The sequence below is a fragment of the Pseudomonas allii genome, assembly GCF_055380095.1.
Genome location: NZ_AP039450.1, coordinates 3,038,932 through 3,053,919 on the forward strand (window position 1 = coordinate 3,038,932; position 14,988 = coordinate 3,053,919).

A 14,988-nucleotide genomic window follows, 5' to 3' on the forward strand; every position below is an offset into this window, starting at 1 on the left:
ACAGCTCCAACAACCAGAAAGTCCATTTGCAATCCCTCGCACTGTGTAGTCAGGCGAGGGACTTTGCGGACCTTTTCAGGGGAGGGGAGTAGAGCTTATCCGGCGGTTACGTGGGACGTTTCGACAACTCTCGTCTTCTCCCGCCTCAGCACCAGGCTGCACAGTGCCGGCAAGAACAATAGCGTCAACACCGTGCCCACCAGCACCCCGCCGATCAGCACGTAGGCCAGGGACGACCAGAACACCGACAACGTCAGTGGAATAAACGCCAGCGCTGCCGCCAGCGCGGTCAGGATCACCGGCCGTGCACGCCGCACGGTGGCCTCGACGATCGCCTCGCGAATCGGCATGCCGTGGTCCTGGTTCTGGCGGATCTGGTCGGTGAAGATCAGCGTGTTGCGCATCAGGATCCCGCCAATCCCGATCAAGCCCAGGATTGCATTGAACCCGAACGGCTGGTTGAACAGCAGCAAGGTCGGCACCGCCCCGATCAAGCCCAGCGGCGCCGTGGCGAAGACCATGAACATCACGCCGAACGAGCGCACCTGGAACATGATCACTGTGAGGGTCAGCAGGATCATGATCGGGAACAGCGCTGCCAGGGCGACGTTGGCCTTGGCGCTTTCTTCCACCGGGCCGCCGATGTCGATCTGGTACCCGGCCGGCAGCTTGGCGATCAGCGGTTGCAGGTCTTTGTACACGGCCATTTCCACGTCGGGCGGTTGCACGCCGTCGATGATGTCGGCGCGTACTTCGACGGTGGTTGCGCGGTTGCGGCGCTTGAGGATCGGTTCTTCCATCACCGCCTGGAAATGCCCGACCTGGGCCAGCGGTACGGAGGTGCCGGCGCTGTTGGTGAGGGTCATGTTGTTGAGGTTGCCAAGGTCTTCGCGCTGGCTGCCCTGGGCGCGGGCGACCACGGACACAGTGCGGTTGCCTTCGCGCACCTCGGTGATGGGGTTGCCACTGAGCAACGCGTTGAGCTGGGATTTGACCTCGTTGGGGGTGAAGCCCAGCAGACGCAGGCGGTCTTGATCCAGCACCAGACGATACCCGCTGGTGCGCTCGCCCCAATCGAGGAAGGCATCCTTGGTCAGCTTGTTGGCGGCGACGACTTTGCGCACGTCTTCGGAGATGCCACGCAGCACATCCAGATTCGGGCCGGAGACACGGAACACCACCGGGAACGGCACAGGCGGGCCGAACAGCAGTTGCGTGACGCGCACCCGTGCGGCCGGGAACTCACCGGCCGCAATCCGCTCGCGCATGCGCAGTTTCAATGCATCGCGGGCATGGGAGTCCGGGGTCTGCACGATCAGTTTGGCAAACGCCGGGTCCGGCAGTTCAGGGTTCAGCGACAGGAAAAAGCGTGGCGCACCGCCGCCTACATAAGTGTCGACCATCGTGGTTTGCGGCTCTTGCAGCAGGGCTTTTTCCAGCTGTGCGGCCACCGCTTCGGTGCTTTTAAAGGCACTGCCTGGTGGCATGTACACCTCAAGAATCAGCTCGGAACGGTCGGAGTTGGGAAAGAACTGCTTCTTCACCACGCCCATGCCCAGTACGCACAGTACAAACGCGGCCACCACCAGCCCGGTCACCAGCCAACGCCCGCGCACGCAGGCTTCCACCAGCGTGCGCAATTTCTGGTAGTAGCGCCCGGCGTAGATCGCGTCATGGCCGCCGGGCACCGGCTTGATCTGCGGCAGCAGCTTCACGCCCAGGTATGGCGTGAACACCACCGCTACCAGCCACGATGAAATCAGTGCAAAGCCGACGATCCAGAAGATATTGCCGGCATATTCCCCGGCACCGGAGCGCGCAAAACCCACCGGCAGAAAGCCGATGATCGTCACCAGCGTGCCGGTGAGCATCGGCGCCGCCGTGGAGCTCCAGGCAAAGGTGGCGGCGTGGATGCGGTCGAAACCTTCCTCCAGTTTCACCACCATCATCTCGATGGCGATGATCGCGTCATCCACCAGCAGCCCCAGGGATATGATCAGCGCGCCCAGGGTGATGCGGTCGAATTCACGCCCGGTGAGCAGCATGATCACAAACACCACCGACAGGGTCAGTGGCACCGCAGCGGCCACCACCAGCCCCACGCGAAAGCCCAGCGCCAGCAGACTGATGATCATCACCACCGCCAGGGCGACGAAGAATTTCAGCATGAATTCATTCACCGCCAGGCTGATGTTTTTCGCCTGGTCGGAGACCTTGGCGAAGTTCACCCCCAGCGGCAGGTCGGCCTGGATCCTGGCTTCCTGGGCCTTGAGGCTCTTGTCCAGCTCCAGGCCGTTCCAGTGTTTCTCCATGATTACGCCGAGCATCAGCGCCGGGTCGCCCTGGTGGCGGATGCGGTAACTGGGCGGGTCTTCATAACCTCGGCTGACGGTGGCCACATCGGCGATGCGCAGCACGCGGCCGTTGACTTCCAGCGGCACGTTTTCGATCAGTGACAGGCTGTCGAACGCGCCGTCGATACGGATGTAGGCGCGGGCGCCAGCGGTCTCGACAAAGCCCGACGGCGCCACGGCGTTTTGCGCAGCCAACGCCGAAAAAATCTGCTCCGGCTTGATGCCCAGGGTCGCCAGGCGCTCATAGGAAAACTCCACGAACACGCGTTGCGCCTGCTCGCCAAGGATATTGACCTTCTTCACCCCTGGCAGGTTGAGGAAACCCTGGCGCAATTCTTCGGCCATCTGCACCTGTTGCCGATGGGGCAGGTGCTCGGCCTCCAGGGCGTACAACGCGAAGTACACATCGGAATATTCATCGTTGAAGAACGGCCCGATCACACCCTTGGGCAGCTTGGCGGCTTCATCGCTGAGTTTTTTACGGGTCTGGTAGAACAGGTCCTGGATTTCGCCGGGCCGTGTCGATTCCTTGTAGGTCATGCGCATCGACACGAAACCCGGCTGGGCGATGGTCTCGACGCGGTCGTAGTAGTCCAGTTCCTGCAGGCGTTTTTCCAGGCGGTCGGCCACTTGCTCCTGCATTTCCTGGGCGGTGGCGCCGGGCCAGGCGGCGGTGATGGTCATCACCTTGACGGTGAAGGAGGGGTCTTCGGCGCGCCCCAGTTTGCCGAACGAAAACACTCCGGCGGCGAGGATTGCAATGATCAGGAACAATGTGACCGCACGGTGCTTGACCGCCAGTTCAGAGAGGTTGATACCGCGCATGCTCAGTTGTCCTGTTTGCGGTTGAGGGCCAATGCCTGGGCGGGCAGCAGGCGTACGGGGTCACCGTCGTGCAGCAGGTGCGCGCCGAGGGCGACGACGATTTGGCCGGGCGTTACGCCGCTGTCGAGCAGCGCGTCTTCCTGGCCAAGACTGGCGACGTTCACCGGGGCGAAACTGATCTTGTCGTCGGCGCCGATAACCCACACGCCGGTGCCTTGCCCGGCGTCCTGCAAGGCGCCGATGGGCACGCGGGTTTGCGCGGCCTGGCCGTTGCCTTGCAGGCGCACGGTGATGGTCGAGCCAAGGGCGAAACGCTCGATGGTGCCATGCAACACGTAGCGAGCGCGGTAGGTGCGGGTGGTCGGGTCGGCGCTGGCGGACAGTTCGCGCAGGGTGGCGGTCACTGCCTGGTCCGGGGCGCCGAAGGGGAAGGCCAGGGCTTTCTGCGAAGCTTGGTCGCGCTGGTTTTCCGGCAGGTTGACGATGGCTTCACGGGCACCGTCGTGGGCCAGGCGCGCGACGATCTGTCCTTCGGCGACCACTTGGCCGCGGTCCACCCGCACGTCGGTGATGATGCCGTCGCCATCGGCCTTGAGCACCGAGTAGGTGCGGCGGTTTTCGATCTGGCTGGCGTCGGATTGCGCCGCGGCCAGTTCGGCTTCGGCCACGCGCAGGTTGGTCGCCGATTGATCGAAGATCTGCCGCGACACGGCGCCGGTGCTGGCCAGGCGCTGGTAGCGGTTTTCGTCGTCACGGCGTTGGCGCAGTTGGGCCTGGGCAGCGTTGACGCGATTCTTCGCCGAGCGCAGGGCCAGTTCGAAGTCGCCGATGTCCAGCACCAGCAGGGTATCGCCACGGGACACATGCTGGCCGGGGTCGACCTTGCGTTCGATGACCTTGCCGCCGACGCGGAAGCCCAGGTCGCTTTCGGTACGTGCCGCGACCACGCCGGTATAGGCGCTTTGCTGGGTGCCGGCCGCTTCGACTTTGGCAGCCAGGACCGGGCGAGGTTGAGGAAGTTCGGCGGCGGTGTCGGCCTTGCTGTTGCAGCCATTGAGGACGATCAACAGGGCCAGGGGCGTGAGAAGACGCAGGGGGAGAGGGTGCATGGCGGGCTCCGGGGTAACCATTGGGCAAAAAATTATGGACATAATTTTTTACGCATATTATGGTCGAAATATAAATTAATCCAGCCCCCCGGATGTTCTCCATGACAAACGCCCCGGTCCCATCGCGACGCTTGCTGTTTCTACTGGTGGCCCTGACGGCACTGGGTGAGGTCTCGACCCAATTGATCATTCCCGGCCTTGGCGCCATCGAGCAGGCATTGGCTGCGCCAGTCGGTTCGGCACTGATGGCGCTCTCGGCATTTGTCGCCGCTTTCGGCCTTGGGCAACTGTTGTTCGGCCCGTTGTCGGACCGTATCGGCCGGCGCCCGGTGCTGATCGGCGGCCTGGCGCTGTACGTGCTGGCGACCTTGTCGATGCTGCTGGTGCACGACATCCACCCGTTCATTGCCGCCCGCGTGCTGCAAGGCCTGGGCGCCTGTGCTGCGCTGGTGCTGGCGCGCACGGTGGTGCGGGATGTGTGGAAGGCCGAAGCCGGGCCGGCCCTGGCGTTGACCATGATCGGCATGCTCTACGCCATCGTGGTGGCGCCGATGGTCGGTGGCCTGCTGATCAAACTGTTCGGCTGGCACGCGCCGATCCTGCTGGCGCTGGCGATTGGCAGCGTGGTGCTGTTGCTGGCGTTGCTGTTCTTTCGCGAGAGCAACCATTCCTTCGATCCCAAGGCCGCTCACTGGCGCACCCTCGGCGGGCAATACCTGGACTTGCTCAAGGGCCGCCAGTACCGAGCGTTCGCCGTGGCGCTGGCGTGTACCTATGGCGCCATGTTTGCGGTGATCGCCGGTTCGTCGGCGGTGTTCATCAACCTGCTGGGCTTCAGCAGCCTGGAATACGGCATCAATTTCGGCCTGATCGTGTCGATGCTGATCCTGGGGTCCACCTATACCCGCCGCAACATCATGCGCCTGGGTCCGCAGCGGATTGTGGCGATGGGCGTGACGATGGTCGCCGTCGGCGGGGTGTCGGCGGTGGTGATTTACGAACTGTTCGGCCTGTCGGTGCTCGGCCTGGACATCCCGATTGCCCTGGTCACCCTGGGCGGTGGCCTGGTGTTGCCGGGCGCGGTTACCGGCGGGGTCATGCCCAACGCACATCGTGCAGGCCTGGCGGCAGGGCTGATGGGGTTCGCGCAGATGTTCGGCGCCACCTGCAGCGGCATCCTGCTCAGCCAGCTGCGTGACGGCAGTGCCGCGCCAATGATCATCATCCAGGCCAGCTTTGCGCTGACGGCCTTCGTGGCGTTTCACCTGCTGCGCCAACGTCAGGTCAAGGGATTGTCCTATACGTAGGACGATCAGGGCTGCTTTTGCCGGCTAGTGCGCAGCAGCCAGCGGCCTTATGGTGTAGGCACTTTGGAGGTACACCATGAAAAAGCTTATTGGCATCTACACCAGCCCCCGCGCCCATTGGGTCGGCGACGGCTTTCCGGTGCGCACGCTGTTTTCCTACGACGCCATGGGCAAGCACATCAGCCCATTCCTGTTGCTGGACCACGCCGGCCCGGCGAATTTCACCCCGACCGAGCAACGTCGCGGCGTCGGCCAGCACCCTCATCGCGGTTTTGAAACCGTGACCATCGTCTACGACGGCGAAGTCGAGCACCGCGACTCCACCGGCGCCGGCGGCACCATCGGCCCCGGCGACGTGCAATGGATGACCGCCGCCAAAGGCATCCTCCACGAAGAGTTCCACTCCGCCGCCTTCGCCCGCCAAGGCGGTGCGTTGGAGATGGTGCAACTGTGGGTCAACCTGCCGGCCAAGGACAAAATGGCCGATGCCGGCTACCAGACCCTTGTGGACGGCGATATCCCGGTATTGCCCCTGGCCAACGACGCCGGGCAACTGCGCCTGATTGCCGGTGAGTTCGCCGGCACCCGAGGCCCGGCCCGGACCTTTACGCCGATTGACGTGTGGGACCTGCGCCTCAACCCCGGCAAGCCGGTCACCCTGGACCTGCACGAAGGGCGCAACACCGCGCTGGTGATCCTGCGCGGCACGGTGCTGGTCAATGGCGAGGAGGTCGCGCGCCAGGGGCAATTGGCGTTGTTCGAGCGCGATGGCAGCCAGCTCACGCTGGAGTCCAATGACGACGCCAAGGTGCTGCTGCTCAGCGGTGAGCCGATTGACGAGCCGATCGTCGGGCACGGGCCGTTTGTGATGAATACCGAGCAGGAGATTCACCAGGCGTTCGTGGACTTTCAGTCGGGTCGTTTCGGGCAGATGTAAGCACACCCGCTATACCCTGGCGCGGCATTTCATGCGATCTTCACGGCATTCGCCCTGGAGTCGCCTGGATGCCCTCATTTATCGCTGATCACCCGATGCTGTGCGCCCTGGCGCTGATCTTGATCGACATCGCCGTGTGGCGCCTGATTTCCGCCAACCTCGCCAACTGGAAGCTGGCGGCGCGGTTGGTGATCTTTGCGGTGTTCAGCGCCGTGCTGTTCAACGACGGCATGAACCCCATGCAACTGGCGCCCTATGCGGACAACACCGCCTTGCACCTGGCCGCCACGGCATTGCAGATCGGTTGGTGGCTGTTTGCGGCGCGCACGCTGACGGTGTTGCTCGGCACGCTCATGATGCAGCGGGTCGGGCATACCGGCCGCCTGTTGCAGGACCTGATGGGGGCGGTGATCTTCCTGATCGCGATCATTGCCGCCATGGCCTACGTGCTCGACCTGCCGGTCAAGGGCGTACTCGCCACCTCTGGCGCTGTAGCAATCATTGTCGGCCTGGCGCTGCAAAGCACCTTGAGCGATGTGTTCTCCGGGATCGTCCTCAACACCACTAAGCCTTATCAAATCGATGACTGGATCTCCATCGACGGCACCGAAGGCCGGGTGACGGACATCGACTGGCGCGCCACGCGCCTGCAAACCTCCCAGGGCAGCCTGGCGGTGATTCCCAACTCCCTGGCGGCCAAGGCCAAGATCATCAACTTTTCGCGTCCGGCGGACATGTTCGGCCTGGCGGTCAGCCTGCAGGTCAGCCCGCATGCGCGCCCACAAACGGTGATCGAAGCGCTGGAGCGGGCGATGCAAGGGTGTCGGCCGCTGCTGGGCAAGCCGGCGCCGAGTGTGGCGTTCAAGACGTCGGCCAGCGGTGGCGTCGAATATGAAATCAGCGGATTCGTGCCGGCCATGGCCCTCAAGCGCGAAGTGCGCAACCAGCTGTACGATCTGGCCTTCCGGCATTTGCAGGCGGCGGGCGTCGGCTTGCTGTCGGCCACTGAAAACAGCGCACCACCGGCGATGTCTGCGGCGCGCGCGTTACTGGAGCGTTCGTCGATTTTTTCCACCCTGCGCCAGGAAGAGAAAGACACCTTCAGCCAGAACATGACCCTGCACACCTACCGCGCCGGCGAGATGATCCTGCCGGCCGGGGAGGTCAGCGATCATTTGTTCATCGTTGAGTCGGGTGTGGTCTCGGTGATGCTGACCAAGGGCGGGCACAAATTCGAAGCCGGGCGCATGGGGCCGGGCGAGGTGATCGGCGAGGCCGGGATCCTGTCGGATGAGGCGACGCTGGCGGATTTCTCGGCCAAGACGTTCTGCACCCTGTACCGCATCGAGAAGGAATACCTGAAGCCGTGCCTGGATGCGCGCCACGACATCGGCGAGGCGATGAAGGCGCTCTTGGACTTCCGCGTGCACGCCGCGCAGGCCTTGACCCAGGAGGCACCGGTGGTGCCGGTGAAGAAGGGCTTCCTGCAGTGGCTGCGCCAGCGCAGCCTGTGAGGGTAAAAACCGACTAACTTGCGTTTTTCGCACATTACTCCCCGCAATAAATCGTTTGTCCAACGGCTGGCCGATGACAAAACTGCATGTCACTCGGATAACAACAACGTTGGGCAAACCACATGCAACTCGAGCGCAATTTTTACAACGGTCATTTTGTCGAACCTGCCAGCGATGCATTGATCGCCGTCTACAACCCGGCCACCGAAACCCTGGTCGGCCATGTCAGCGCCGCCACGGCCGATGAGGCGATTGCTGCTGTCGACGCTGCCGCCATTGCCCAGAAAACCTGGGGCAAACTCACCAGTATCGAACGCGCTGAATACCTGCGTGCATTCGCCGATGCCCTGGATGCCTGCGCCGACGCTATCGGCACGGCCCTGGCCAGCGAGTCCGGCAAGAGCCTCAGCGATGCCAGCAATGAAGCACGTTACGCTGCGCAGATCACCCGTTACCACGCCGAATGGGCGCGGCGCATCGAAGGCGAGATCATCCCCAGCGATACCCCGGACGAAAACCTGTTCCTGCAACGCGAGCCGATTGGCGTCGTGGCCTGCCTGATCCCGTTCAACTACCCGGTCTACACCCTGTTGCGCAAGATCGCCCCGGCGCTGATCGCGGGCAACACCGTGGTGGTGCGGCCGAGCAACAACACACCGCTGTCAGCGTTCGAAATCGCCAAGGCGGTGGTCAAGGCCGGGATTCCGGCCGGTGTCATCAACATCCTGACCATGGACCACGCCACGGCCGCCAGCGTCTGCACCCACAAAGCCGTCGGCCTGATTACGCTTACCGGTAGCGTGAACGCCGGGCGCATCGTGCTGGATTACTGCAAAGCCAATATCGCCAAGCCGTCCCTGGAATTGGGCGGCAAGACACCGGCGATCATCGAAGCCGATGCCGACCTGGAACAGGCGGCCAGCGCCATCGTCGCGTCCAAGACTACCCATTGCGGCCAACTGTGTACGGCGGTGGAACGTGTCTACGTGCACGAGGCTGTCTACGACCCGTTCCTGGCCCTGCTGAAAACAAAGATCAGTGCGGTGAAGTTCGGTGATCGCTCAATCGACGCCAGCCTGATGGGCCCACTGGTCAACGCCAGTTCGCAACAGAATATCCACGCCATGGTCGAGCGCGCCGTCGCCGCCGGTGCTGTACTGGAAGTGGGCGGCGTGCTGCCAGCAGGTCCCGGCCATTTCTACCCGCCGACCCTGCTCAGCGGTTGCCGCCAGGACATGGAAATCATCAGGGAAGAAATCTTCGGCCCGGTGTTGCCGGTGCTCAAGTACCGCGACATCGATGAAGCCCTGGCCCTGGCCAACGACCACCAATTCGGCCTGTCGTCGGTGCTCTACACCGAGAACTACCGCACGGCGATGAAAGTGGCGAATGCCATCGAAGCCGGCGAGTTGTACGTCAATCGCACCCCGGCGGACCCGTACCAGGGTTTCCACGCCGGCTGGAAACGCTCAGGGCTGGGCGGCGATGACGGTAAGCACGGGATGCTTGAGTTCACCCAGACCCGCCTGGTGGTCATGAAGTACTGATCCACGAATACCCGCCGTACCTTTAATAAAAACAATTATCAGGGCGCCCGCGCATCGGGCGCCTGAGGTCTACACGATGTCCAAGCCTGCACCCGCTGCCCAGGTTTCCGTTGCCGTGTCCGCGGCAAACAGCGACACCGCCAGTCGCTACTTCCAATTGATGTTGTTGGTGCTCGCCGCCGGGGCGATCTACCCGATCCTCTATCTGCGTCAGGTCTACCAGACCACCATGCTTGAGGTGTTCCACATCAACCACAGTGAGCTGGGCTACCTGTACTCCATGCTCGGCACGATCTTTTTGCTCAGCTATTTGCCCAGTGGTTGGCTCGCGGACCGTTTGCCGCCGCGCTTCCTGATCTTCTTCTCCCTGGTCGCCACCGGTGCGTTGGGCCTGTGGTACTCCAGCGTGCCGTCGATGACCGGCTTGATGATCATCTTCGGCTGCTGGGGCCTGACCACCGGCCTGACGTTCTGGGCCTCGGTGCTCAAGCGCGTGAAGATGATTGCCCATCACAGCGAGCAAGGCCGGTTCTTCGGCATCCTCGATGGCGGGCGTGGGCTGGTCGAAGCGCTGCTGGCGACCGTGGCCCTGGGCCTCTTCGCCTACGCCACCGAGACGCGCAGCCAGTCGGCGGCCGAAGGCTTCAAGCATGTGGTGTACCTGTATTCCTTCACCTGTATCGGCATCGGTTGCGTGCTGGTGCTGCTCAAAGACCCGAAATCCCTGGCCGAAACAGCGGCGGTAGAGAAGGGCAGGTTCAACCTGTTCGCCGACCTGGCCACCCTGGTGAAAATCCCCGAGCTGTGGCTGGTCACCGCCATCGTGTTCTGCGGCTACCACATGTTCTGGGCCACCTACAGTTTCTCCGACTACCTGCAAGGCAGCGGCATGACCGCCGTGATGGCCGGCACCATCACCACCATCAAGCTGTGGATGCGCCCTATCGGCGGTATCGGCGGCGGCTGGCTGGGAGACAAGTTCTCGAATATCGCGGTGCTGATCGTCGCGCTGGCCCTGGTGACCCTGGCGATGGTCGGGTTGATTGTGTTCCCTGCCTTCAACAGCCTGGGCCTGCTGATCGGCACGGTGATCTTTATCGGCCTGATGACCTACGCGATTCGCGGCCTGTACTGGGCGATCCTCGACAGCTGCGACATCCCGCTGCGCATCACCGGCCTGGCCATCGGCATCGTCTCGGTGGTGGGTTACCTGCCCGATACCTTTATCCCGTTGATCAACGGCTACCTGACCGACACCTACCCAGGCAAGGCCGGTTACAACCTGTACTTCGGCTACATCGCCTTCATCGGCGTGCTCGGCACCCTCGCGGCCTTGACCCTGCGCGCCCGAATCAACCGCAAAAAATTCAACCAGACAGGTGCCTGAGATGAAAATCGTCGCCCTTGAAACCCATATTGTTGCCGTCCCACCGCCGCACATCGGCGGCATGTACTGGCTGTTCGTCAAGCTCAAGACCGACTGCGGCATCGAAGGCGTCGGCGAGATCTACGCCGCCACGTTCGGCCCCAAGGCCATGCTGCCGATCATCGAGGACGTGTTCGAGCGCTATCTGCTCAACCATGACCCGCACCATATCGAGCGGTTCTTCCGCCAGGCCTATTCGAGCGGCTTCACCCAGCGTCCGGACCTGACCATGATGGGCGTGGTCAGCGGCCTGGAAATGGCCTGCTGGGACATCATCGGCAAGGCCGCCAACAAGCCGGTCTACGAGTTGCTCGGCGGCAAGGTCAACGAGCGCCTGCGTTCCTACACCTACTTGTACCCGGTCAACAGCAAAGGCGAGTACGACTACGACGACCCGGACCTGGCTGCCGAGTGCGCTATCGAGAACATGAACAAGGGCTTCACCGCCGTGAAGTTCGATCCGGCCGGCCCCTACACCGCGTACTCCGGCCATCAGATTTCGCTGGAAGTGCTGGAGCGCTGCGAGACCTTCTGCCGCAAGGTCCGCGAAGCGGTGGGCGACAAGTGCGACCTGCTCTTCGGCACCCACGGGCAGATGGTGCCGTCCTCGGCGATCCGCCTGGCCAAGCGCCTGGAGAAGTACGACCCGCTGTGGTTCGAAGAACCGGTGCCGCCTGGCCAGGAAGAGGCCATGGCCCAGGTCGCGGCCAAGACCAGCATCCCGATTGCCACCGGCGAGCGCCTGACCACCAAGTACGAATTCTTCAAGCTGCTGCAAGCCGGCGGTGCGTCGATCCTGCAGATGAACGTGGCGCGCTGCGGCGGGCTGCTGGAAGCGAAGAAGATCGCGAGCATGGCCGAGGCTTACTACGCGCAGATCGCCCCGCACCTGTACAACGGGCCGATTGGCGCGGCGGCGAGTTTCCAGCTGGCCACGTGCACGCCGAACTTCCTGATCCAGGAAAGCATCATGACCTGGGGCGGCTTTCACGCTGAAGTACTGACCAAGCCGTTGCAATGGGAGGACGGCTACATCATTCCGTCCACCGAGCCGGGCCTGGGCGTCGAGCTGAACATGGACGTGGTGCGCAAGCACACGCCGTACACCGGTGAACGCCTGCACCTGCAAATGGCGCCGACCCCGGCTGACGTGAAAGACACTTCGCCCGCCAAGGGCTAAAAAAAACGACTGATGCGGTAACCGTGAATGACATATGACTACATTATCGCCGGCGCTGGCGCCGCAGGCTGCATCCTCGCCAACCGGCTGTCCGCCTCGGGCGAACACTCCGTGTTGCTGCTGGAAGCCGGCGGCAAGGACAGTTCCTGGTGGTTCAAGATCCCGGTCGGTTTCGCCAAGATGTATTACAACCCGACCTTCAACTGGATGTACTACAGCCAACCGCAAAAGCAGCTGGCCGGGCGTGAAATCTACGCGCCACGGGGCAAGGTGCAGGGCGGCTCGGGCTCGATCAACGCGATGATCTACGTGCGCGGCCAGGCCCACGACTTCAATGACTGGGCGGCCAACGGCAACGACGGCTGGGGTTTTGCGGACGTGCTGCCGTACTTTCGCAAGCTGGAAAACCACCCGCTGGGCGACACCGAATACCACGGTGGCAGCGGCCCGATCAGCATCACGCCGATGAAGGGCCAGACCCACCCGATCTGCGACGTGTTCCTCAAGGGCTGCGAACAGCTGGGCTATGCCCACAGCGACGACTTCAACGGCCCGAACTTCGAAGGTGCGGGGCTGTATGACGTCAACACCCGCAACGGCGAGCGCTGCTCCAGCAGCTTTGCCCACCTGCATCCGGCGCTGGGGCGACCGAACCTCACCGTTGAGCTGCATGCCCTGGTCGATCGGGTGCTGTTCGACGACCAGCAGCGCGCCACCGGTATTGCCGTGACCCAACACGGCGTTGCGCGCACCTTCACCGCACGCAAGGAAGTGATCCTGTGTGCGGGCGCGGTGGACACGCCGAAGATCCTGCAATTGTCCGGCGTGGCCGACCAGCGATTGTTGGCCGAACACAACATTCCGCTGGTCAGGCATTTGCCGGCCGTGGGCGAGAACCTGCAGGACCATTTGTGCGCCAGCTACTACTACAAGGCCAATATCCCCACATTGAATGACGAACTCAGTTCGCTGTTCGGCCAATTGAAACTCGGCCTCAAGTACCTGTTCACGCGCAAGGGTGCGCTGGCAATGAGCGTCAACCAGGCCGGGGGCTTCTTTCGTGGTAACGAGGAACAGAAGGACCCGAATCTGCAGCTGTACTTCAACCCGCTGTCGTACCAGATCCCGAAAAACAACAAGGCCAGCCTCAAGCCCGAGCCGTATTCCGGCTTCCTGCTGTGCTTCAACCCGTGCCGTCCGACCAGCCGTGGCACCATCCGCATTGCCTCGAAGAACCCACGGGACGCGGCGCTGATCGACCCTAACTACTTGAGTACCCAGAAAGACATCGACGAGGTGATCCAGGGCAGCCGGTTGATGCGCAAGATCATGCAGGCGCCGGCCCTCAAGGGCATCACCGTGGCTGAAGTGCTGCCCGGCGCGGCGGTGCAGACCGACGAGCAGATGCTGCAATACTTCCGCGAAAACAGTGGCTCGATCTACCACCTGTGTGGCTCCTGCGCCATGGGCTCGGACCCGCAGGTATCAGTGGTGGACAAGCGCTTGAAGGTGCATGGGCTGGAAGGGCTGCGCATTGTCGATGCGTCGATCTTCCCCAACGTGACGTCGGGCAACACCCATGCGGCGGTGTTGATGGTGGCAGAGAAGGGCGCCGACCTGATCCTCGAGGATGCCTCCTGACCTGTAGTGAGCGAGCAAGCTCGCTCACTACAAGGGTATCGGTTACCAGCCGCGTAGGCGTTCCCACACCTGTCTGTCGCCATTGTCCAGCAATACGTGATAGCTGCCGAATTGGGTTCCTGTGGCGCAGGCGTGATTGGGCAAAATGCGCAGACGCGTGCCCAACGGGAACTGCGCCGCCACATCCACAGTGCCACCCTGGAATTGCACCACCCCATGCTCCTGATTGGCGCTGCTCAACAGTAGCCCCTCAATCGGCTCACCGCGTTCATCGCAGACCTGGCCGTAACCAAAGTCCTGTTTCTGCGATTGCGTGCCGCGGTCCCGACTCATCGCCATCCAGCCCGAGTCCGTGATGACCCAGCCTTTTTCCGGTTGATGCCCGATCACCGTGGTCAACACGCTCAAGGCCAGTTCGTCGATGCGGCACACGCCAATGTTGTGCATCACCAGATCGAAAAACGCATACACGCCAGCGCGCAATTCGGTGACGCCTTCCAGGCTCACCGCCGACAGCGCGGTGGGGGTGGAGCCGACACTCACCTGTGCGCACGGCATCCCGGCCGCACGAATTTGCTCGGCCGCTTCCACGCACCGTGCGCGTTCCAGTTCGGCGATGGCCCGTAGGGCTTCGGGCGTGTCCAGCCCGTAGCTTTCGCCGGCATGGGTCAGCACGCCGACCAGGCTGTCGCCGAGCAGCCGGGCAATCTCCAGCAAGCGCGGGTCCTGCGGCTTGACCCCGGAGCGGTGGCCGTCGCAATCGATCTCGATCATCACTGCAAAGGTTTCGCCATGCTCACGGCCGAAGTCGATGATGGCCTGGGCACCGGCAAGGCTGTCGGTGATCAGCGTCAACGCGCAACCCCGGCGACGCAAGGCGAGGGCCTGAGGCAATTTGTGCGGGGCCATGGCTACCGCGTAGAGGATGTCGTGGATGCCCAGGTCGAAGAAATACTCGGCTTCCTTCTGCGTCGAAACGGTGATGCCGCGGGCGCCTGCTGCGACTTGCGCGGCGACCACTTCAGCGCACTTATGGGTTTTGACATGGGGGCGCAGGTGCACGCCGAGGGCATTGGCACGCTGTTGCATGCGCTGGATATTGCGGTGCATTTTCAGCGTGTCGATCAATGCAGCGGGGGTGTCCATGG

Annotated in this window: 10 protein-coding genes; 7 read left to right on the top strand and 3 right to left on the bottom strand. The window is 62.9% G+C overall.

Annotated elements, in window-relative coordinates:
• Nucleotides 1-95 precede the first annotated feature (95 nt).
• Together ACZ445_RS13575 and ACZ445_RS13580 are read right to left on the bottom strand one after the other, a co-directional pair.
• Nucleotides 96-3,179, bottom strand: a complete 3,084-nt coding sequence (locus ACZ445_RS13575; protein ID WP_464708447.1) for an efflux RND transporter permease subunit — start codon at nucleotides 3,177-3,179, stop codon at nucleotides 96-98.
• Nucleotides 3,180-3,181: 2 nt separating this feature from the next.
• Nucleotides 3,182-4,288 carry an efflux RND transporter periplasmic adaptor subunit gene (locus tag ACZ445_RS13580; protein WP_179029616.1) on the bottom strand — a complete coding sequence of 369 codons (1,107 nt, stop codon included), beginning with the start codon at nucleotides 4,286-4,288 and terminating at the stop codon, nucleotides 3,182-3,184.
• A 101-nt stretch (nucleotides 4,289-4,389) separates the two neighbouring features.
• Here ACZ445_RS13580 and ACZ445_RS13585 point away from each other — a divergent pair, with 101 nt between their 5' ends.
• The 7 genes from ACZ445_RS13585 to ACZ445_RS13615 all read left to right on the top strand — a co-directional run bounded on the left by ACZ445_RS13585 (nucleotide 4,390) and on the right by ACZ445_RS13615 (nucleotide 13,840).
• A complete protein-coding gene (locus tag ACZ445_RS13585; protein WP_464708448.1) occupies nucleotides 4,390-5,595 on the top strand; it encodes a multidrug effflux MFS transporter in 1,206 nt (401 codons plus the stop codon).
• Nucleotides 5,596-5,671: 76 nt separating this feature from the next.
• The gene (locus ACZ445_RS13590; protein ID WP_058426900.1) at nucleotides 5,672-6,532 is read left to right on the top strand and encodes a pirin family protein; all 861 of its coding nucleotides are present in this window, start codon (nucleotides 5,672-5,674) and stop codon (nucleotides 6,530-6,532) included.
• A 68-nt stretch (nucleotides 6,533-6,600) separates the two neighbouring features.
• Complete coding sequence (locus ACZ445_RS13595; protein ID WP_058426901.1) at nucleotides 6,601-8,046, top strand: mechanosensitive ion channel family protein; 1,446 nt, start codon at nucleotides 6,601-6,603, stop codon at nucleotides 8,044-8,046.
• A 122-nt stretch (nucleotides 8,047-8,168) separates the two neighbouring features.
• Nucleotides 8,169-9,593 (top strand): aldehyde dehydrogenase, encoded by a 1,425-nt coding sequence (gene aldA, locus ACZ445_RS13600; protein ID WP_179029617.1) that lies wholly within the window; start codon nucleotides 8,169-8,171, stop codon nucleotides 9,591-9,593.
• Nucleotides 9,594-9,669: 76 nt separating this feature from the next.
• Nucleotides 9,670-10,980 carry an MFS transporter gene (locus tag ACZ445_RS13605; RefSeq protein WP_464708449.1) on the top strand — a complete coding sequence of 437 codons (1,311 nt, stop codon included), beginning with the start codon at nucleotides 9,670-9,672 and terminating at the stop codon, nucleotides 10,978-10,980.
• A 1-nt stretch (nucleotide 10,981) separates the two neighbouring features.
• Nucleotides 10,982-12,199 (top strand): mandelate racemase/muconate lactonizing enzyme family protein, encoded by a 1,218-nt coding sequence (locus ACZ445_RS13610; protein WP_464708450.1) that lies wholly within the window; start codon nucleotides 10,982-10,984, stop codon nucleotides 12,197-12,199.
• 27 nt (nucleotides 12,200-12,226) lie between these two features.
• Nucleotides 12,227-13,840 (top strand): GMC family oxidoreductase, encoded by a 1,614-nt coding sequence (locus ACZ445_RS13615; protein WP_464708452.1) that lies wholly within the window; start codon nucleotides 12,227-12,229, stop codon nucleotides 13,838-13,840.
• 42 nt (nucleotides 13,841-13,882) lie between these two features.
• Here the strand turns inward: ACZ445_RS13615 and ACZ445_RS13620 are convergent, their stop codons facing one another.
• Nucleotides 13,883-14,986, bottom strand: a complete 1,104-nt coding sequence (locus ACZ445_RS13620; protein WP_464708453.1) for a DSD1 family PLP-dependent enzyme — start codon at nucleotides 14,984-14,986, stop codon at nucleotides 13,883-13,885.
• Between the last annotated feature and the right edge of the window lie 2 nt (nucleotides 14,987-14,988).

Coding starts and splice junctions, on each gene's coding strand:
- ACZ445_RS13575 (WP_464708447.1), bottom strand. CDS start 3,179: ATGCGCGGTATCAACCTCTCTGAACTGGCGGTCAAGCACCGTGCGGTC.
- ACZ445_RS13580 (WP_179029616.1), bottom strand. CDS start 4,288: ATGCACCCTCTCCCCCTGCGTCTTCTCACGCCCCTGGCCCTGTTGATC.
- ACZ445_RS13585 (WP_464708448.1), top strand. CDS start 4,390: ATGACAAACGCCCCGGTCCCATCGCGACGCTTGCTGTTTCTACTGGTG.
- ACZ445_RS13590 (WP_058426900.1), top strand. CDS start 5,672: ATGAAAAAGCTTATTGGCATCTACACCAGCCCCCGCGCCCATTGGGTC.
- ACZ445_RS13595 (WP_058426901.1), top strand. CDS start 6,601: ATGCCCTCATTTATCGCTGATCACCCGATGCTGTGCGCCCTGGCGCTG.
- aldA (WP_179029617.1), top strand. CDS start 8,169: ATGCAACTCGAGCGCAATTTTTACAACGGTCATTTTGTCGAACCTGCC.
- ACZ445_RS13605 (WP_464708449.1), top strand. CDS start 9,670: ATGTCCAAGCCTGCACCCGCTGCCCAGGTTTCCGTTGCCGTGTCCGCG.
- ACZ445_RS13610 (WP_464708450.1), top strand. CDS start 10,982: ATGAAAATCGTCGCCCTTGAAACCCATATTGTTGCCGTCCCACCGCCG.
- ACZ445_RS13615 (WP_464708452.1), top strand. CDS start 12,227: ATGACATATGACTACATTATCGCCGGCGCTGGCGCCGCAGGCTGCATC.
- ACZ445_RS13620 (WP_464708453.1), bottom strand. CDS start 14,986: ATGGACACCCCCGCTGCATTGATCGACACGCTGAAAATGCACCGCAAT.